Below are 19,451 nucleotides of genomic sequence, written 5' to 3'. Positions count from 1 at the left end.
TTATACTTTTATCATGTAATCTAGCTTAAACTATTTTTTAATCTCTTACCAATCATCTCAAACAATATTTTCTGCGAATTATCCAGCTGTTTAACTTCAACATTACTTATACCTAAGACTGTTTAGCCTTGTTTTTAAGCAAGATAAACTCCGCACTTTTGACTCAAAATATTATTTTTATTATACCATTTTATCTTCGAGGCACGTTAATGTTCACTGCTTTATAACTTCATTCATAAACTACTAAGTTAACAATTTTTAGTTTAGTGTAGTAAAATGTTTGTGGAGCATAAACTACTTGAAACGAGGTTTTTTGATGAATAGTTTAATTGATACTTATACCTTAAGCAATGGTGTTAAAATCCCAATAGTTGGCTTTGGAACTTGGCAGACGCCAGCCGGTGCCGTTGCAAAGGTTGCTGTCAAGTCAGCACTTTCGTCCGGTTACCGTCACATTGATACGGCTGAAATGTACGGGAATGAAAAAAGCATCGGGGAGGCAATTAAAGAAAGCGGAATTGCCCGGCAAACACTTTTTGTTACCAGCAAACTCAATAATAATGCACATGGCTATGAAGCAGCTGCCGATGCAATCGATCAGACTCTTAAGGACCTCCAATTATCAGCTCTTGATCTTTTTTTGATTCACTGGCCTAATCCTCAACGTTATCGTAATGAGCATTGGAAAAAAGTACTTCAGGACACTTGGCATGCTCTAGAAGATGCATATAATGTAGGAAAAATCAGAGCAATTGGTGTTTCTAACTTTCGTCAAAAACATTTTGAAGTTCTGAAAGAAACCCAAACAATAACTCCAATGGTTAATCAAATTCGTATTTGTCCTGGAGACCTAGATAGAGAAACTATCTCATATTGCAAAGAAAATAATATTTTACTTGAAGCTTACAGTCCGCTTGGAACTGGTAAATTATTTTCAGATACCACGTTGAAAACTATCGCTGAAAGCAACAAGCATACTGTCGCTCAAGTCTGCCTTCGCTGGTCTTTGCAGCACAACTTTCTTCCCTTGCCTAAATCGATTCATGAAGAGCGTATTGAAGAAAATACAAAAATCTTTGATTTTAAACTTTCACAAAAAGACATGGAAACAATTGATCGCCTTGATGGAATAGTTGGCTATGCTGTTGATCCTGATACTGCTGACTTTTAAAGTACATCCTAACAGTTTATAAAATAAAGGCCATGCTAAAAAATTTATTTTTGGCATGGCCCTTATTCATATATAATTATAATTACTTTGACATTATTTGAATTTATTTACCCTTTATAGTACCATCCTCTCCCACTTTGAATTACAATGTTATCTATACTATGAATTCAAGAAGGAGAGGACTTTATATAATGACCATTAATAAAGAGCTCATTAAAGATGATTTATACCAAGCAGTAAATGGTGCTTGGCTCAAAACAGCTAAAATTCCAGCAGACAAACCATCTACGGGTGGCTTCGCAGATTTAGCTGAAAATATTGAAAAAACTTTAATGGCTGACTTCGCTTCTTTAGCAAAAGATCCAGAAAAAGCAAGTGATCCTTATTTACGCGAGTTTATTAACTTCTACAAACTTGCAGCTAACTTTTCTAAAAGAAATTCTGCCGGGTTTGCTCCTGCACGAAAATACCTTAAAACCATTGAAAGTTTAAAAAACTTGAATGATTGGCAAAAAAATCTGAAAAACTTAACTTTAACAGGTTACCCCAGTCCCATTCCAGTATACGTTGAACCTGATATGAAAAATACATCTCGCTATGCTTTAACAGCAGATGTACCCAGCCTAATATTACCGGATAAAACCTATTATGAAGGTGACAACCCTTCTGCTCAAGCTCTATTGCAGATTTATACAAAAATGATGGAAAAACTTTTCAGGCTTGCTGGTTATTCTGAAAAAATTACCCAAGAGATTATCGAACAGACACTTGCATTTGATAAATCTCTGGTACCGCATGTTAAAGATAGTACCGAATTAGCTGACTATGTAAAATCATATAATAAATACAGTTTTACCGATTTTGTAAAATTCAGTAATCAGTTTAATATCAAGAACTTTATCACTGGATTACTTTCCGCTGAGCCTGACCAAATAATCGTCTCACAGCCAAAATACTATGAAGCTTTGAATGAACTTGTAACTCCTGAAACCTTTGTTAATATGCGCAGCTGGATGCTTTCAAAATCCTTGCTGGCTGTCAGTCCTTTTCTTTCAGATGAGGCTCGAATTGTCTCAGGTGAATATTCTCGTGCAATCTCCGGCAGCAAGGAACCCATGAATCCCCAAAAGAGCGCATATTATCTTTCAATCGGACAATTTGATCAAGTTGTCGGACTTTATTATGCACACAAATATTTTGGCGAAAAGGCAAAGAATGACGTTAGGCAGATGGTCCAGAAAATGGTCACTGTCTATAAAAAAAGGCTTGAAAATAATAACTGGTTAAGCAAAAAAACTCGTGAGAAAGCAATTGTTAAGCTTGAAAAGCTTGGGATCCAAGTCGGTTATCCTGATGAATTGGAAGAAGTTTATAAAAAATTCAAAGTCGAAGAAGATTCGTTATTTGATAATAGCCTAAAATTTGATCAGATTTACTTAAAAGATCACTATAGCCGTTGGAATAAAGAAGTAGATAGAAAACGTTGGGAAATGAGCGCTAATACCGTGAACGCTTATTACAACCCCTCTTACAACGTCATTGTGTTTCCTGCTGCTATTTTGCAAAAACCCTTCTACAGTTTAAAACAATCTTCTAGTGAAAACTATGGTGGTATTGGAGCTGTTATTGCTCATGAAATTTCACATGCTTTTGACAATAACGGCGCACATTTCGATGAATTCGGCAATCTTAACAATTGGTGGTCAAAGAGTGATCTTGATCATTTTGAAAAGCTTTCTCAAAAAATGATTAAAGAGTTCGATGGTCTAGAGACCAAAGCTGGTAAAGTAAATGGTAAATTAGTAGTTTCTGAAAACATCGCTGATGCAGGCGGCCTTAGTTGTGCTTTAGAAGCTGCCAAAAATGAAGATGACGCTGACCTAGAAGAGTTCTTTATTAATTGGGCTCGGGTCTGGTGCCTAAAATCCTCTCTTGAAAGGCAAAAACTACTATTAAATATTGATGTGCATGCACCTCATGAATTACGTGCAAACATTCAGCCGCAAAACCTCGCCGATTTTTATACTACCTTTAAAATAAAAAAAGGCGATCCTATGTATCTTCAACCTGAAAAAAGAGTTAATATTTGGTAACTAAAAAGAGACATATTTCCCAGGAAATATGTCTCTTTTTTCACACTTATTTATTTTTTAAGAAAACAAAAAAGTTGACATAAAAGATCCCTGTCAACTTAAGAGATTATAATACTAAAGATACTGTTTATTTACGTTTACCCTTGTAAGCCTTGCGCTTTGCCTTTTCAATTGCCCTTTTACGAGCGCGTTTTGCCTGTTCCTTTTCTTCCCGCTCCTTATTTATCTTAAAAGGATTGTTAAGTAAAAGTGTCTGCAAAACTGAAAATGCATTTCCAATTACCCAGTATAATGATAATGCTGATGGCAAAGAAATAGCTGTAAATAGAATGAAGATCGGCATCCCATAAGTCATTGCTGCGGTCATTCCGTTTTGCTCTGGTTGTGACATAACACTCAATTTAGAAGTAGCAAAAGTAAAAATCGCTGCTAAAACCGGTAATATAAAGTACGGATCCCGTTCACCTAAATGCATCCATAAAAAAGATCCAGTTTTTAAAGCCTGAGAACGCAAAATTGCCTGATACAATGCAATTAATATCGGCATCTGTACAACCACTGGCAAACAACCAGCAACTGGATTTACACCAGCCTCAGCATAAAGCTTCTGCTGTTCTTCTTTCAGTTTAGCCTGAGTTGCAGCATCCTTTGCAGAATACTTTTTCTGTAGGATCTTCAGCTCAGGTTGCAGTTCGGTTGTTTTACGCATACTTTTGGTTTGATAAAACATTAATGGCAGCAAAATTACACGTATGATAATTGTAAAAATAATTATGCCCCAGCCGTAGCTGTTACCAAACACCTTGCTTAGAAACTGAATCGCTTGGATAAAGTTCCAGATAATATAATGGTCCCAAATTCCAGAACTGCTTTCTGTTACAGTTGATGTGCTGCAACCCGTTAAAGTAAACATTAACCCCACAGTACTAAGCAGCATCAGGGTTCGTTTCACTTTTTTCACTGCATTTCCCTCACTTTGAAAAACCTATTTATAACACATGTGCCAAGCGTAAAGCATGCATTAAATTTTTTTTAGTTTCAGCCATAGACACTCCTGCAATTGGAGGACGTGCAATTACGATGAAATCAATTTCTTGCCTTATTTTTGGCTTGAGTTCTGTCAGTGTTTGCCGAATACGTCGTTTAACCCAATTTCGCGCTACAGCATTCCCAATTTTTTTCCCTACTGATATTCCCACTCGAAAATGAAGCTGACCAGGTTTTTCTAACACATATACGACAAATTGACGATTTGCACAAGATTTGCCCTGCGTGAAAACTTTCTGGAATTCGGCTTCTTTTTTGACACGGTATGATTTTCGCATAATACATCTCCAGTGTCTTACAAAAAACTATATTAAAAGAAAAGACCACTGACGGTCAGTGGTCTAAGCAGACAATACTTTTCTACCCTTTTGACGTCTACGTGCTAAAACAGCACGACCGTTGCTTGTACTCATACGTTTGCGGAAGCCATGCACTCTTTGGCGATGACGTTTCTTTGGTTGATATGTTCTCTTCATTGTTTCTTACACCCCCTTGATCGAGTATCCTTGCTCGACAATCATAACTAATATTCTATTAAATTAACAATATTTTGTCAAGCTTAACTTTACCAAGCCATTTTATCATAAAAAAACTGTTATTAACAGACAATTTGAAAGAGGACACTTATGTCTTTTAAAAAGTTATCCACAGTTGTAATTAGAAATCGTTTTTTTCTGTGGATTTATTACTTCTAAAAAACCCTAATGCACACAATAAGATACAGGCTTTTACACAAAAAAACAGGCTGTTAACGACTTATTAACAGCCTGATTATTTTTTGTGCATAAGTGCAATATGTGCTGCTACTGCAAAGCTTAGCAGACACAGCCTCCCTGTGGAAAAGCTATGCAGAATTGGACAGCTTAAAGTTATGTACACCCTGTGATAAAGATTATTACCTGCTTGTGTATAGTGTTTTTATATTTTGCACATACCTGTGGAAAACTTTTTTTAAAAATGCTAAACTGTGTAAAGTAACATTTTTATAGAAAGGAGGTTTTTTTGTGCCTGATTTAGAAACTTTATGGCAGTATATTTGTGATGAATTTAAAAATAAACTCTCAACGATCAGTTACAATACTTGGTTAAAAGCAGTCAAACCGTTATCTTTCTCTGGAAGAAATTTAGTAATTGAAGTTCCAACAGCGTTACATAAAGATTATTGGAAAGCCAATTTAAGTAATCAAGCCGCTGAAATGATCGAAAAATCTATTGGGCAAAAAATTACGATTATTGCTAAGCTGCCTGAGGAACCTGATCCATTACAAAATACCGGTTATTCCAGTCCAGCAGGAGCTCAGCAAAACGCCGTTGATACTCGTCCAACTTTTATGCGTGAAACAAAACTAAACGATAAGTATACTTTCGATACTTTTGTTATCGGAAAGGGTAATCAAATGGCACATGCTGCTGCATTAGTAGTAGCAGAAGAACCAGGTGCACTCTATAACCCGCTTTTCTTCTTTGGCGGGGTCGGCTTGGGAAAAACCCATCTCATGCATGCTATTGGACATCAGATGCTTGCTAATAGACCGCAAGCAAAGGTTAAGTATGTAACCAGTGAAGCTTTTGCTAATGATTTTATCAATTCAATTCAAACTAAACGGCAAGAAGAATTTCGAAAAGAATATCGCAGTGTTGATCTTTTATTGGTAGATGATATTCAGTTTTTTGCAGATAAAGAAGGTACGCAAGAAGAGTTTTTCCACACTTTTAACGCTCTTTACGATGATAAAAAACAAATTGTTCTTTCATCTGATCGTCTGCCAAACGAAATTCCTAAACTCCAAAAACGTTTAGTTTCTCGTTTTAAATGGGGCCTTTCAGTTGATATTACGCCCCCTGACTTAGAAACTAGAATTGCTATTTTACGCAATAAAGCAAATGCAGATCATTCTGCAATTCCGGACGACACTTTGAGTTATATTGCAGGTCAGATTGATTCCAATATTCGTGAACTGGAAGGTGCACTAGTTCGAGTCCAAGCTTATTCTTCAATGACTCATCTACCTATTACAACCAGCTTAGCAGCAGATGCTTTGAAAAATCTAAAGTTAAATGGAAAGTCAAATGAAATTTCAATCTCTGTAATTCAAGACAAGGTTGCAAAATACTACCATATTTCAATTAGCGATTTAAAAGGTAAAAAAAGAGTTAAAAGTATCGTTTTACCTCGGCAAGTAGCTATGTACCTTGCTCGTGAATTGACTGATGCTTCATTACCGAAAATTGGTCATGAATTTGGAGGAAAAGATCACACTACTGTTATCCATGCTCACGAAAAAATTTCGGCTGCGCTTAATAATGACAATGAACTTAAAAGAGAAGTAGATGACCTTAAGGGAAAGCTGAAAAAGTAATCACCTGTGGAAACTTGTGCGTAAAAAGCGTAGTTATACACAAGATATCCACATGTGGATATCTTTTAATTCTCATACATCTTCCCATTTTTCCACAGTATCAACAGGCCCTACTACTATTACTTTACTTATTTATCCTTAATTAATATATCTCAGGAGGTTACTTATGAAATTCACGGTAAATCGAGCAGCATTCATTAAAAGTTTAACTGATGTTCAAAGAGCTATCTCAACAAAAACTACAATTCCTATCCTGACAGGAGTTAAACTTAAGCTTGAAGCTAAAGGATTAACACTGACCGGTAGTGACGCAGATGTTTCAATTGAAACTTTTATAGCAGCTGATGATAATAACGCAGAATTACAAATTGAAGAACCAGGGCAAATTGTTTTAACTGCACGTATATTTAGTGAAATAGTAAAGAAACTACCTGAAAAGACCTTAACTTTTAAAGTAACTGAAAATTATCAAACAGAAATCACTTCAGGTTCAGCCTCATTTACTATTAGAGGATTAGATGCCAATAACTATCCCCGCCTTCCAGAGATAGATGCTAAAGAACGGCTAACGCTTAAGGGAGATCTTTTAAAACAATTAATTGGACAAACAGTAATTGCTGTTTCAACTCAAGAAAGTCGTCCAATTCTGACAGGAGTTCATTTAGTAATCAAAAACGGCGAGTTACTGGCTGTTGCTACTGATAGTCATCGACTAAGTCAAAGAAAAATAACTTTACCGGAAGCCAAAGAGGCAAATTACGATATTATTATTCCGGGAAGATCTTTAAGCGAATTGGCGAAAATGATTCCTGAGGATACGGAAACAGTCAGTTTACGGATATCAGAAAACCAGGTTTTATTTGACCTTGGAAACACAACTTTTTATTCTCGGCTACTAGAAGGAAATTATCCTGATACTGAACGTTTAATTCCCAAAACAGCTGAAACAACGATAGAATTTAATGCAACAGATTTTTTGTCAGCTATAGAGCGGGCTTCACTGCTGTCTCATGAGGGGCAAAATAATGTAGTTAAATTAGTCTTAGATACTCCGGGAAAAAAGGCAACTATATATAGCAATTCACCAGAAGTAGGAAATGTAGAAGAAGAATTAAAATTTCAAAATCTTACAGGTAATAATATTGAAATATCCTTTAATCCGGATTATATGAAGGATGCGCTGCGTTCTTTTGGGCAGACAACTGTTACTGTAGCATTTACATTACCGCTGCGGCCTTTTACATTAGTGCCTAGTGAAGACCATGAGCATTTTGTACAATTAATTACACCGGTAAGAACCTTTTGATAAAATTCTATTGAAATTATAAATACAGTTAATACTAATAATTAAGAGAAACTAGGACAAAATTTAAATTTTGCTGCAGTTTCTCTTATTTTTTTTACTTATGGTTCTGACCAGCAAGTTTATTGGTAAATCTTTGTGTACTTATTTTTTTGTTATTAAAAAGCTCATTTGTGTTTTAAAACGTGTACAATTCAAAATTAGCGTTTTTAAGGGGTGCATAGTCGAGCTCTATTAAAAGATATTAAAAACGCTTATATGAGCTCTGAGAGCCGTCTGAGATTGTTATTTAATTGTAAAAAGGTTATAATAAAATATAAATATGAAAGTGGGCGGTGTCTGTTGAGTAAAGAAATTTTGCTAAAAAAATCGTATGTAACTCTTGGACAGCTGTTAAAAATAACAGCAGCTATTGACTCTGGTGGACAAGCAAAATGGTTTTTACAGGAAAATACAGTTTTGGTGAATGACAAGCCTGATAACCGACGTGGGCGTAAATTGTATGCTGACGATAAGATTGAAATTCCTGAAGTTGGGACCTTTTTAATGCGTGCGAAAAAAGGCTGAGTCGATGTATTTAGAAAAACTAGAGTTAAAACAATTTCGTAATTATGTGGAAACAAAGCTGATTTTTTCGCCAAAGATAAATATTTTAATCGGTGAAAATGCACAAGGTAAAACTAATCTGCTGGAAGCAATTTATGTATTAGCGACTGCTCGTAGTCATCGAACAGCCAATGATCGTGAATTGATTGAGTTTAAACAGGAAAGTGCTGCTTTGCGAGGAACACTTGTGAGACAGACTGGAAAAACAAAAATGGAGTTGATTCTTAGCCGTAAAGGTAAAAAAGCTAAGCTTAATTTTTTGGAGCAAGCCAAACTCTCGCAGTATATCGGACAAATGAATGTAATTTTATTTGCGCCCGAAGATCTTGCACTTGTTAAAGGAGCTCCCGCAGTCAGGAGAAGGTTTATTGATATGGAGTTTGGTCAGATAGATGCGCATTATCTTTATAATCTGACTCAGTATCGTACAATTTTAAAACAGCGTAATCATTATTTAAAACAGTTGCAGCTTAAGCAAACAGCGGATTATATGTTACTGGATGTATTATCTGATCAATTAGCAGCTTTTGGGGCAGAAATTATCGCAAAAAGAATTGTTTTTTTAACAGGGCTTGAAAAATATGCACAAAAACTGCAAGAACAGATTACTCACACAAAAGAAAAGCTTCAATTTCGATACGAAACTAGTGTTGCAGCTGCAGCACAAAAAAGTGTTGAAGACTTATACAGTGCTTTGAAACTGTTATATAAAACCAACAGAAAGAAAGAAATTATACAAGGAACTACGCTTTATGGTCCACATCGCGATGACGTTTTATTTTTGATTAATCAAAAAAATGTCCATGTTTATGGATCGCAAGGTCAGCAAAGAACCACAGCACTTGCTCTTAAACTTGCTGAAATTGATTTGATGAAAGAAGAAACAGGCGAATATCCTATTTTGCTACTAGATGATGTTTTGTCAGAATTAGATGGCAGCAGGCAGACTCAGCTTCTTAGAACTATCCAAGATAAAGTACAGACATTTTTAACTACACCCAGTATTAGTGAGATAACCCGGAAATTGATCAAGGATCCGGAAGTATTCAGAATCAAACATGGAGAGGTTTCTGTTCAAAACGAGTAGTGACTGGCATGAATTAGATAATCAGGAGGGAATCAGTTTGACAGATAAGGAATTACAGGAAAGTAAAGAAGAACGTGCTAAGAAATATGATGCTAGCCAGATTCAAGTACTTGAGGGCCTTGAAGCTGTTAGAAAAAGGCCGGGAATGTATATCGGATCCACAAGTTCTCAGGGATTACACCATCTTGTCTGGGAAATAATTGATAATGGGATCGATGAAGCCCTAGCAGGTTTTGCTGATGAAATTAATGTTACAGTCGAAAAAGATAACAGTATTACTGTTAAAGATAACGGACGCGGTATTCCAGTCGGCATTCAGCATAAAACAGGAAGACCTGCGCTTGAAACAGTATTCACGATTTTACATGCCGGCGGAAAGTTCGGCGGTGGCGGTTATAAAGTTTCAGGAGGACTTCATGGTGTCGGAGCGTCAGTTGTTAACGCTCTTTCAACAAGCTTGAGTGTACAGGTTAAACATAGCGGTAAAATTTATGCAATGGATTTCAGTTATGGTAAAGTTGCTCACGAAATGCATGTGATCGGGGAATGTGGCGAACATGAACATGGGACATTAGTCCATTTTTCTCCTGATCCCGATATTTTTACTGAAACAACAGTGTTTGATATCAAGGTGTTAACAACAAGAATTCGTGAACTAGCTTTTTTGAATAAAGGTTTGCGAATTACGATAAGAGATGAACGACCTGAAAAACCAACTACTAAGGAATTTCACTATATCGGAGGAATCAGACATTATGTGGAATTTTTAAATAAGGGCAAGGAGGTTCTTTTTGAGGAACCGATATACCTCGAAGGGGAACAAAAAGGAATTATAGTTGAGGTTGCACTTCAATATACGAACGATTTTCATTCAAATTTATTGACTTTTACTAATAACATTCATACGTATGAAGGCGGAACTCATGAAGCAGGGTTTAAAACTGCTTTAACCCGAGTTATCAATGACTATGCACGTAAAAGCAATATAATGAAGGATAGTGAAGACAATCTTTCAGGTGAAGATGTGCGCGAAGGATTAACTGCTGTTGTAAGTATCAAGCATCCTGATCCGCAATTTGAGGGACAGACTAAAACAAAGTTGGGTAACTCAGATGCAAGGACCGTAACTGATCGGTTATTTGCTGAGCATTTTAATAAATTCATGTTTGAAAATCCAACGACTGCACGAAAAATTGTTGAAAAGGGAATGTTGGCTTCTAAAGCTCGCGTAGCTGCTAAACGTGCTCGCGAGGTAACACGCAAGAAAAATGGCTTAGAAATCAGCAATCTTCCTGGAAAACTTGCTGATAATACTAGTAAAGATCCTTCAATTTCAGAGCTATTTATAGTCGAAGGAGACTCTGCCGGAGGTTCAGCTAAACAGGGACGAGCACGTTTGACTCAAGCAATTTTGCCAATTCGCGGTAAGATTTTAAATGTTGAGAAGGCTTCGCTTGACCGTGTTTTGGCAAACGAAGAGATCCGTTCGCTGTTTACTGCTCTGGGAACTGGGTTTGGCAGCGAATTCGATGTCAGCAAGGCAAATTATCATAAACTTATTATTATGACCGATGCCGATGTCGATGGTGCCCATATCAGAACACTGCTGTTAACATTATTTTACAGGTTTATGCATCCAATGATTGATAAGGGGTATGTTTATATCGCACAACCTCCTTTGTATCAAGTCCGTCAAGGAAAAATGATCAAGTACATTGATACAGAAAGCGAACTCGAAGAAATTCTGGGCCAGCTTCCCCCAAGCCCCAAGCCCGTTGTTCAACGTTATAAAGGTCTGGGAGAAATGGATGCTGAACAATTATGGGAAACAACGATGAATCCAGAAAATCGTCGGTTGCTGCAAGTCAAACTTTCTGATGCTGAAGAAGCAAATAGAGTTTTTGAGATGTTGATGGGAGACAAAGTTGAACCGCGACGTGAATTTATTGAAAAGAACGCAACTTATGTTGAAAACTTGGATGTTTAGATTATTTCCTAGGAAATAAGTGTAGGCTGATAGTTAGCAAAGTGGGAGGTAAAGACATTGGTAGAGCTACCAAATCGTGTTAAACAAACTGATTTGTCAGGAGTAATGCGAACATCTTTTATGGAATATGCAATGAGTGTAATTGTAGCACGCGCACTTCCTGATGTCCGTGACGGGCTTAAACCTGTTCATCGCCGTATTTTATATGGTATGAATGAATTGGGGGTGTCTCCAGATAAACCCTATAAGAAATCGGCGAGAATTGTCGGTGATGTTATGGGAAAGTACCATCCACATGGAGATTCAGCAATTTATGAATCAATGGTCCGAATGGCACAGAATTTCAGCTACCGTTACATGCTCGTTGATGGACATGGTAATTTTGGCTCAGTTGACGGTGATGGAGCAGCGGCAATGCGGTACACTGAAGCACGTATGAGTAAAATTGCTACTGAAATGCTGCGGGACATCAATAAAAACACTATTGATTTTAAGGAAAATTATGATGGTTCAGAAAGAGAACCTGTAGTTTTGCCAGCACGTTTCCCTAATTTGCTTGTCAACGGAGCAACCGGGATAGCAGTTGGTATGACCACTAATATTCCACCTCATAATTTATCTGAAGTTATTTCTGGGCTGCATATTTTGATGGATAATCCTGATGCAACTACGGCTGATTTAATGGAGGCAATTAAAGGGCCCGACTTTCCTACTGGTGGAATTGTTCTTGGCAAATCCGGAATTCGTAAAGCTTATGAAACGGGTAAGGGAACAGTTACTATCAGAGCCAAAGTTGAAATTGAGCAGCAAAAGAATGGTAAGGAACAGATTATCATCGACGAGCTTCCCTATATGGTTAATAAGGCTAAATTAATAGAACGTATTGCGGAGCTTGCACGTGAGAAAAAAATTGAAGGAATCACTGACATTCGTGATGAGTCTGACCGTGAAGGCATGCGAGTTTCAATCGACGTTAGAAAAGATATGAGCGCCTCTGTAATCTTGAATAATTTGTATAAATTAACCTTAATGCAGACTACTTTCGGCTTCAATATGCTTGCGATAGTTAATGGGACGCCTAAAATATTGAGCCTTAAAGAAATCTTAAGCTATTATCTTGAACATCAAGAAAGTGTAATTAGAAGAAGAACTGAATTTGAATTAAAAAAGGCACAAGCACGCGCTCATATTTTAGAAGGATTACGCATTGCACTCGATCATATTGATGCAATTATTAACATCATCCGCAGTTCCAAGAGCGGCGAGATTGCAAAAAAACGGTTAATTGATGGATACCAACTTTCAGACAGGCAGGCACAAGCTATTTTGGACATGCGCCTTGTTCGTTTGACAGGACTAGAGCGTGAAAAAATTGAAGAAGAGTATAAAAAATTAATTGAAGCAATTGCAGATTATCGTGATATTTTGGCTCATAATGAACGAATTGACAAAATAATTTACGAAGAATTATTAGAAATTCAAGAAAAATATGGGGATAAACGCAGGACTGAGTTAATGGTTGGCGAAGTTCTGAGTATCGAAGATGAAGATCTGATTGAAGAAGAAGAAGTTGTAGTGACACTCACACATAATGGCTATATCAAGCGGTTGCCGACTAGCGATTTTAAAACACAAAAAAGAGGCGGACGCGGAATCCAAGGGATGGGTGTGCACGCGGATGATTTTATTGAAAATTTGATTACCACTTCAACGCATGATGAACTTTTGTTCTTTACTAATATGGGCAAAGTCTATCGTATGAAAGGCTATGAGATACCTGAATATGGTAGAACAGCAAAGGGAATTCCTGTAATTAACTTGTTAGGAATCGATTCGGGAGAAAAGATTCAAGCTGTTATTAATCTTTCACATGAAATGAAAACAAAGGAATACTACCTGTTCTTTATAACTAAGAAGGGAATTACAAAACGGACAGCTGTAGCAGAATTTACTAACATCCGCAGCAATGGTTTAAAAGCTGTTTCTCTTAAAGACAGTGATGAGCTGATTAATGTGCTCATTACTGATGGAAAACAAAATATTATCATTGGAACACATCAAGGATATGCGGTTAGTTTCAAGGAAACAGACGTGCGCTCAATGGGAAGAGCGGCTACAGGAGTCCGCGGAATCAGACTTCGTGCTGACGATTATGTTATTGGGGCGGCAATTCTTTATGAAGACAGCCATGTGTTTGTTATCAGTGAAAATGGGTATGGTAAGCAAACACCCGCAAAGGATTATCCGATCAAAGGCCGTGGCGGAAAGGGTATTAAAACTTCAAATGTTACTGTTAAAAATGGGCCGTTAACCGGGCTTACTACTGTCACTGGAAATGAAGATATTATGTTGATTACTAATAAGGGCGTAATGATTCGATTTAATATTGAAACAGTTTCTGTCACAGGACGTGCTACTTTAGGTGTGCATTTAATAAGAGTTGATGGTGACGCTGTTGTTTCTACTATGGCCAAAGTTGTGCCAGACGAAACAACAGATGAACAACTGGACCAAGAAACAACAGAAGAATAATTTTCCAAAGTAATTTATTCAATGTTGCGTATTTAAAAGTATAAGGCTATTCGGGATCGCCTTGCATTACAGTGATATGAATGATATAATTCTTGTTCGTTAGTATCTAACTCGAAACAGATTTAGATTACTTTCCTTGCTCTTAACAAAGTTAAGAGCCAATAGTCCATAAGGAGGTGTAAACAGTCATGACTTACGAAGTTACTTACATTATCAGCCCAGCAGTTGACGAAGCCGCAAAGAGTTCTTTAGTTGAACGCTTTGATGGTATTTTGAAAGACAACGGTGCTGAAGTCGTAGATTCAAAAGACTGGTCTAAACGTCGTTTTGCTTACGAAATCGGTGGTTTTACAGAAGGTATTTACCATATTGTAAATGTTAAAGCTGATGATTCAAAGGCAATCGATGAATTTGACCGTCTGGCTAAAATCAATGACGGTATTTTACGTCATATGATCGTTAAACGCGAAGCTTAATTATAAAAAGGAGGAACTGAACATTGATCAATAGAGCTATCCTTGTAGGTCGATTAACACGTGATCCCGATTTGCGTTATACTTCCAGCGGTGTTGCAGTTGCAACTTTTACTGTTGCAGTCAACCGCCAGTTTACTAATCAGCAAGGTGAACGTGAAGCTGATTTTATTAATTGTGTAATTTGGCGTAAATCTGCGGAAAATTTTGCAAATTTTACTCATAAAGGTTCATTAATTGGGGTTGATGGCAGAATTCAAACACGTTCTTATGAAAATCAGCAGGGTAATAGGGTCTATGTGACAGAAGTTATTGTTGATAACTTTTCGTTGCTTGAGTCGCGTTCACAATCTGAGCGTTACCAACAACAGCATGGCAATAATGATACACAAGGTTCAGATTCTCCTCAAAATACAACAACGAACAATAATTCAGATAATAATCCGTTTGGTAAGGCAGTAGGCAATAAAAATACTGAAAATAGTAAATCTAGTGATGATAATGATCCATTCGCGGATAATGGACAGCAAATTGACATTTCTGATGATGATTTACCATTCTAGTATTTTAAAAATAATTAGTTGAAAAGGAGGGACATGTACATGGCACAACAACGTAGGGGTGGCCGTCGTCGTCGTAAAGTTGATTTTATCGCGGCTAATCATATTGACTATATCGACTATAAAGATACAGATTTGTTGAAACGCTTTGTTTCCGAACGAGGAAAAGTTTTACCTCGTCGAGTAACTGGTACAAGTGCTAAGAACCAGCGTCGTTTAACTATCGCAGTTAAACGTGCTCGGATCATGGGACTTCTACCATTTGTTACAGAAGATTAAGCTAATTGAAAAGGTCTATTTCAGGCCTTTTTTTTGTGCCTTAGAAAATTAAATATAGTGTGATTCATACTATATGTAGTGCTTCTTTGAAATTTTAATACAACATATATTGATATAAGTCAAGTCTGTAATTTAAAATTTGAAGAGTATATAATTTGAAAAGAGGCTGTTGCCTGTTGGCTGCAGCGGATAAGGTTTTCTTAACTGAAGACCTATTATTTAAGGGGATGTCTAAATGTTTGATAGGTATGTTGACGTTTTGTCAAATTTACCAAAATATTCAAAAAATGTTTTTAGAAAGGACTATTTTAGTTGGTTAATCAACCAATGTCGCGGATGGGGAAAATTCAGTTATGGGCTTTTGCTTTTTAACTTTGTACTTCAAGTATTCTCGTTACGACAATCTTTCAGTGATTCTCCTATCTCGTCATTGATTTTCTTTATTGGTGCCAATCTTTCGGTAGCATGTGTAATCGGCATCTCAAATCGTTCTGGTATTCAGGGCTGGGCTGGGGCTCTCAGTGCCGTTTGTATTGCTTCAGTGAGCTTTATGGCTGGTAACTTTGCGACAGCTTGGGAACAGATTGGTTACTTAATTTTCTTGGATTTTTTCTGCATTCTGGATCCTAAGTGGAACGACAATATTAAAGCAGAGAAATTTGAGAAGATGAGTGAGTGGATTTATTATATAGCTTTCTTCGTAGTTGCATGGGGAATTATTTATTATATTTTTAGTTTAACAAGTGATCCGCGTGTTTTCTTAGATAGTTTAAACTTGGCAATGGCAATTACAGGATCGCTGCTAGAGCTTAACCGTAAACGTGAGCAGTACTTCGTATGGACAATCAGTTCCATTTTTACAATTGCTCTTTGGACACAGACCATGCTGCAAGGTGACGGCAATTTCGCACTTATTTTTAGTTACAGCGTCTTCTTTTTGAATGATATGTACGCTTTCTTCAGTACACGCGGCTGGTTTAGAATAAATAGTCAAGTTTAACTTTTGACTGCAGATTTAAGACTATACGTTTCATCTGAATATTTTTTGATACAAACATAATAAAAAAGCTGCGATAGAGTCTAATTCTACTGCAGCTTTTTTATTTTTTACAATTGCCGGGAGTTATTTGCAAGGATAGCGAATCTTTTGTTTTTATAATTTTTCCAGCAAAAAAAGCTTTTTTATTTAATAAGTTAAAAAATAAGTATTAATAGCACCTAGCCATTTTGCAATAGCAGTCTAAAAATCTAGTATGCTATTTGGTTAGATGTGTTTCAAATAGTTGTTTGTGTTAAAATAGTATGCAAGTAGGTCGTCTTTACGGTACATATAGTACGTATAAAAATTGATTTTGGACGGATTAAGTATCTGATTCCAAGCAGAATACACTTTCTAGTGTGATTCTTTGCAAGAATGTGAGGAAAAGACAGTGAAACAGTTATTTTCGAAAGATTCATGGCACTTACCGGCTTTTTTGAAAAACAGTAAAATCAGGTTGATAACTTTTCTTTTATTAGCAATATCTTTAGTGTGTGTTGTTATGGCTTTTTTAGTTAACCTAATCCTTGGTCTTATTATTTTGGTGGCGGTAATATTAACGGTTGTCATGTCTTCTTTTACGCTAAAGGCGATTACTGAAGATACGAATGAGTACATTTCAGATTTATCTTATCGTATTAAACGAGGAGAACAAGAAGCACTGATTAAGATGCCCATTGGAATTTTGTTTCTAAGCAAGCACAACGATGTGGAATGGATAAACCCATACCTGCAGAAATATTTTGGAAATAAGGAAATATTAGGTAAACCTCTTGCTGAGATTGATGCTGAATTAGCGGAACTTGTTGAAAAAAATCAAGACAGCAAAAAGCCTGTTGAAGTTTCTTGGGGAAAATACAAGTTACAATTATTAATTCAAAAAAATATACATGCAGTCTATTTAATGGACATTACACATTATGCTACGATCCAGCAGCATGATTTAGATACAAATGTTGTAATCGGACAAATTTTTTTGGATAATTATGATGAGATTACACAGTCAATGAATGACAAAGCTGTATCTAATTTAAGCAACTATGTTACAAATGAACTTTCTAATTGGGCAAAAAAATATCAGATGTATCTTAAACGAATCGATGATGACCATTTCCTGGTCCTCACGTATTCAAAGGTTTTAAAGAAACTTGAAGATGATAAGTTTAAAATTCTTGATCGAATTCGTGAAAGAACTTCTAAACAAAATCTGCCTTTAACGCTCAGTATGGGTATTTCTTACGGCAATGATGATCTTGCTTTATTGGCTAAAGCTGTACAAAGTAACCTTGACCTTGCCTTAGGACGTGGTGGAGATCAGGTAGTTGTCAAAACTCAAGATGGTGAAGCACGTTTTTATGGCGGGAAAACCAATCCGATGGAAAAAAGGACCCGCGTCAGGGCTCGTATGATTTCACAAGCACTGCAAGAACTCATGAATCAGACTGATCAAGTCTTTGTAATGGGACATAAACAGCCAGATATGGATTCAGTAGGCGCTTGTCTTGGCATTCGCAGAATTGCAGCGATGAATCAAAAAAAATGCTGGGTTGTTTTAAACCAAGAAAATCTGCATTCCGATGTTTCACGTTTAATGGATGAATTGGGCCAGTATCCTGATATTAAAGGAACTGTTTTAACTCCTGAAGAAGCGCAGGAAAAAGCAACTGAGCAAAGTCTTTTAATAATGGTTGATCATTCTAAGCCGTCTATTTCCGTCAGCAAGGAGCTTTATCAACAGCTTTCAAATCGAGTGATGGTAATTGATCATCATAGGCGTGGTGAAGAATTTCCAGAAAATCCAATTTTAGTATATATTGAACCATATGCTTCTTCGACATGTGAATTGATCACTGAAATGTTTGAATATCAGTCACGTGAAAGTGAACCGATTAATAAAATTGAAGCTACAGCAATGCTAACCGGAATTATTATTGATACTAAGTCATTTACTTTACGGACTGGGACAAGAACTTTTGATGCGGCAAGTTATCTGCGTTCTGTTGGTGCGGATTCTGTTTTGGTTCAGCATTTTATGAAAGAAAACGTAAATGATTTCTTACAGCGCAACCACCTTATTGATCGTGTCGAATTTATTGGGGATCGGATCGCACTTTGTGTTGGTGAAAAAGACAAGGTTTATGATCCGGTTATTGCTGCTCAAGCTGCAGATTCATTGTTAAATGTAAGCGGGGTAAATGCTTCTTTTGTGATTACTGAAAGAACTGATGGAAAGATCGGAATCTCGGCTAGGAGCAATGGCGAAGCTAACGTACAGGTTGTAATGGAACAACTTGGCGGAGGCGGACATTTGTCGAATGCAGCAACCCAGTTAACTGGGGTAACAATTGAGGAAGCAAGAGCTCAATTAATGGACGTTTTAAAACAAAAACATGATGAATAGAAATACTGAGGAGGTAACAAAATGAAAGTAATTTTTTTACAAGATGTAAGAGGCAAGGGAAAGCGTGGCGAAGTTAAAGAGATCGCGGACGGTTATGCCAATTTTTTAGTTAAGGCAAAAAAAGTCAAGGTAGCGACAGCCCAAGCTGTTAGCCAGTTAAAAGGACAACAGGTTGCTGAAAAGAAAAAAGATGCTGAAGAATTAACTGCTGCAAAGAAGTTAAAAGAGGAGCTTGAATCTGGCAAAATGGTTGTTGAAATAAAAGCTAAAGCAGGAGTTGATAGCAGGCTTTTTGGTTCTATTACCAGCAAACAGGTTGCTCAAGCAATGCAACGCCAGTATGGGTTAAAGATTGATAAAAGGAAGATGGACCTTGAAGTACCAATCAAGGCTCTCGGCTACACTAATATTCCGGTTAAGTTGCATAATCAGGTTACTGCAAAAATCAGGGTTCATGTTGCTGAAAAGTAAAGTGATAGTATTTGCAGTAACAGGGCTGAAGTTAGCTGAAAG

17 protein-coding genes are annotated in these 19,451 nt (G+C 36.8%); 14 read left to right on the top strand and 3 right to left on the bottom strand.

Annotated elements, in window-relative coordinates; all coding sequences use genetic code 11:
• The first annotated feature begins 316 nt into the window (after positions 1–316).
• Together FD46_RS02470 and FD46_RS02465 are read left to right on the top strand one after the other, a co-directional pair.
• The gene (locus FD46_RS02470) at positions 317–1,171 is read left to right on the top strand and encodes an aldo/keto reductase (RefSeq protein ID WP_057895602.1); all 855 of its coding nucleotides are present in this window, start codon (positions 317–319) and stop codon (positions 1,169–1,171) included.
• Positions 1,172–1,362: 191 nt separating this feature from the next.
• Positions 1,363–3,264 (top strand): M13 family metallopeptidase, encoded by a 1,902-nt coding sequence (locus FD46_RS02465; RefSeq protein ID WP_057895601.1) that lies wholly within the window; start codon positions 1,363–1,365, stop codon positions 3,262–3,264.
• Between the two features lie 127 nt (positions 3,265–3,391).
• On the opposite strand, the gene yidC is transcribed toward FD46_RS02465, so the two are convergent.
• The 3 genes from yidC to rpmH all read right to left on the bottom strand — a co-directional run bounded on the left by yidC (position 3,392) and on the right by rpmH (position 4,787).
• Entirely contained in the window at positions 3,392–4,225 is an 834-nt protein-coding gene (gene yidC, locus FD46_RS02460) for a membrane protein insertase YidC (RefSeq protein WP_057895600.1), read from the bottom strand.
• Positions 4,226–4,253: 28 nt separating this feature from the next.
• Positions 4,254–4,589 carry a ribonuclease P protein component gene (gene rnpA / locus FD46_RS02455; protein ID WP_057895599.1) on the bottom strand — a complete coding sequence of 112 codons (336 nt, stop codon included), beginning with the start codon at positions 4,587–4,589 and terminating at the stop codon, positions 4,254–4,256.
• Between the two features lie 63 nt (positions 4,590–4,652).
• On the bottom strand, positions 4,653–4,787 hold the full coding sequence (gene rpmH, locus FD46_RS02450; RefSeq protein ID WP_057895598.1) for a 50S ribosomal protein L34: 135 nt from the start codon (positions 4,785–4,787) through the stop codon (positions 4,653–4,655).
• A gap of 528 nt (positions 4,788–5,315) precedes the next feature.
• Here rpmH and dnaA point away from each other — a divergent pair.
• From dnaA to rplI, 12 genes are all read left to right on the top strand, one after another.
• Positions 5,316–6,671 (top strand): chromosomal replication initiator protein DnaA, encoded by a 1,356-nt coding sequence (gene dnaA, locus FD46_RS02445; protein WP_057895597.1) that lies wholly within the window; start codon positions 5,316–5,318, stop codon positions 6,669–6,671.
• Positions 6,672–6,837: 166 nt separating this feature from the next.
• Positions 6,838–7,977 (top strand): DNA polymerase III subunit beta, encoded by a 1,140-nt coding sequence (dnaN, locus tag FD46_RS02440; RefSeq protein ID WP_057895596.1) that lies wholly within the window; start codon positions 6,838–6,840, stop codon positions 7,975–7,977.
• 339 nt (positions 7,978–8,316) lie between these two features.
• Positions 8,317–8,541, top strand: a complete 225-nt coding sequence (yaaA, locus tag FD46_RS02435) for a S4 domain-containing protein YaaA (RefSeq protein ID WP_057895595.1) — start codon at positions 8,317–8,319, stop codon at positions 8,539–8,541.
• 4 nt (positions 8,542–8,545) lie between these two features.
• The gene (gene recF, locus FD46_RS02430; protein WP_057895594.1) at positions 8,546–9,667 is read left to right on the top strand and encodes a DNA replication/repair protein RecF; all 1,122 of its coding nucleotides are present in this window, start codon (positions 8,546–8,548) and stop codon (positions 9,665–9,667) included.
• Positions 9,668–9,704: 37 nt separating this feature from the next.
• Positions 9,705–11,654 carry a DNA topoisomerase (ATP-hydrolyzing) subunit B gene (gene gyrB / locus FD46_RS02425; RefSeq protein ID WP_057895593.1) on the top strand — a complete coding sequence of 650 codons (1,950 nt, stop codon included), beginning with the start codon at positions 9,705–9,707 and terminating at the stop codon, positions 11,652–11,654.
• A gap of 57 nt (positions 11,655–11,711) precedes the next feature.
• Complete coding sequence (gene gyrA, locus FD46_RS02420; protein WP_057895592.1) at positions 11,712–14,186, top strand: DNA gyrase subunit A; 2,475 nt, start codon at positions 11,712–11,714, stop codon at positions 14,184–14,186.
• 188 nt (positions 14,187–14,374) lie between these two features.
• Positions 14,375–14,662 (top strand): 30S ribosomal protein S6, encoded by a 288-nt coding sequence (gene rpsF, locus FD46_RS02415; RefSeq protein WP_057895591.1) that lies wholly within the window; start codon positions 14,375–14,377, stop codon positions 14,660–14,662.
• Between the two features lie 23 nt (positions 14,663–14,685).
• Entirely contained in the window at positions 14,686–15,222 is a 537-nt protein-coding gene (ssb, locus tag FD46_RS02410) for a single-stranded DNA-binding protein (protein ID WP_057895590.1), read from the top strand.
• A 39-nt stretch (positions 15,223–15,261) separates the two neighbouring features.
• Positions 15,262–15,498 carry a 30S ribosomal protein S18 gene (gene rpsR / locus FD46_RS02405; RefSeq protein ID WP_057895589.1) on the top strand — a complete coding sequence of 79 codons (237 nt, stop codon included), beginning with the start codon at positions 15,262–15,264 and terminating at the stop codon, positions 15,496–15,498.
• A gap of 235 nt (positions 15,499–15,733) precedes the next feature.
• Positions 15,734–16,498, top strand: coding sequence for a nicotinamide riboside transporter PnuC (pnuC, locus tag FD46_RS02400; protein WP_057895588.1), 765 nt, complete (start codon positions 15,734–15,736; stop codon positions 16,496–16,498).
• Positions 16,499–16,928: 430 nt separating this feature from the next.
• Positions 16,929–18,938 carry a DHH family phosphoesterase gene (locus FD46_RS02395; protein WP_057895587.1) on the top strand — a complete coding sequence of 670 codons (2,010 nt, stop codon included), beginning with the start codon at positions 16,929–16,931 and terminating at the stop codon, positions 18,936–18,938.
• A gap of 21 nt (positions 18,939–18,959) precedes the next feature.
• On the top strand, positions 18,960–19,409 hold the full coding sequence (gene rplI / locus FD46_RS02390) for a 50S ribosomal protein L9 (RefSeq protein ID WP_057895586.1): 450 nt from the start codon (positions 18,960–18,962) through the stop codon (positions 19,407–19,409).
• Positions 19,410–19,451 lie beyond the last annotated feature (42 nt).

This window comes from Liquorilactobacillus oeni DSM 19972 (assembly GCF_001436275.1).
GTDB lineage: Bacteria > Bacillota > Bacilli > Lactobacillales > Lactobacillaceae > Liquorilactobacillus > Liquorilactobacillus oeni.
The sequence above is the reverse complement of the archived record's forward strand: the minus strand, read 5'-3'. Positions and strand labels throughout refer to the sequence as shown.

What these genes read in the sequence shown, in the direction of transcription:
- FD46_RS02470 (WP_057895602.1), top strand. Translation starts at nt 317, where the DNA reads ATGAATAGTTTAATTGATACTTATACCTTAAGCAATGGTGTTAAAATC.
- FD46_RS02465 (WP_057895601.1), top strand. Translation starts at nt 1,363, where the DNA reads ATGACCATTAATAAAGAGCTCATTAAAGATGATTTATACCAAGCAGTA.
- rnpA (WP_057895599.1), bottom strand. Translation starts at nt 4,589, where the DNA reads ATGCGAAAATCATACCGTGTCAAAAAAGAAGCCGAATTCCAGAAAGTT.
- rpmH (WP_057895598.1), bottom strand. Translation starts at nt 4,787, where the DNA reads ATGAAGAGAACATATCAACCAAAGAAACGTCATCGCCAAAGAGTGCAT.
- dnaN (WP_057895596.1), top strand. Translation starts at nt 6,838, where the DNA reads ATGAAATTCACGGTAAATCGAGCAGCATTCATTAAAAGTTTAACTGAT.
- recF (WP_057895594.1), top strand. Translation starts at nt 8,546, where the DNA reads ATGTATTTAGAAAAACTAGAGTTAAAACAATTTCGTAATTATGTGGAA.
- rpsF (WP_057895591.1), top strand. Translation starts at nt 14,375, where the DNA reads ATGACTTACGAAGTTACTTACATTATCAGCCCAGCAGTTGACGAAGCC.
- rpsR (WP_057895589.1), top strand. Translation starts at nt 15,262, where the DNA reads ATGGCACAACAACGTAGGGGTGGCCGTCGTCGTCGTAAAGTTGATTTT.
- pnuC (WP_057895588.1), top strand. Translation starts at nt 15,734, where the DNA reads ATGTTTGATAGGTATGTTGACGTTTTGTCAAATTTACCAAAATATTCA.
- rplI (WP_057895586.1), top strand. Translation starts at nt 18,960, where the DNA reads ATGAAAGTAATTTTTTTACAAGATGTAAGAGGCAAGGGAAAGCGTGGC.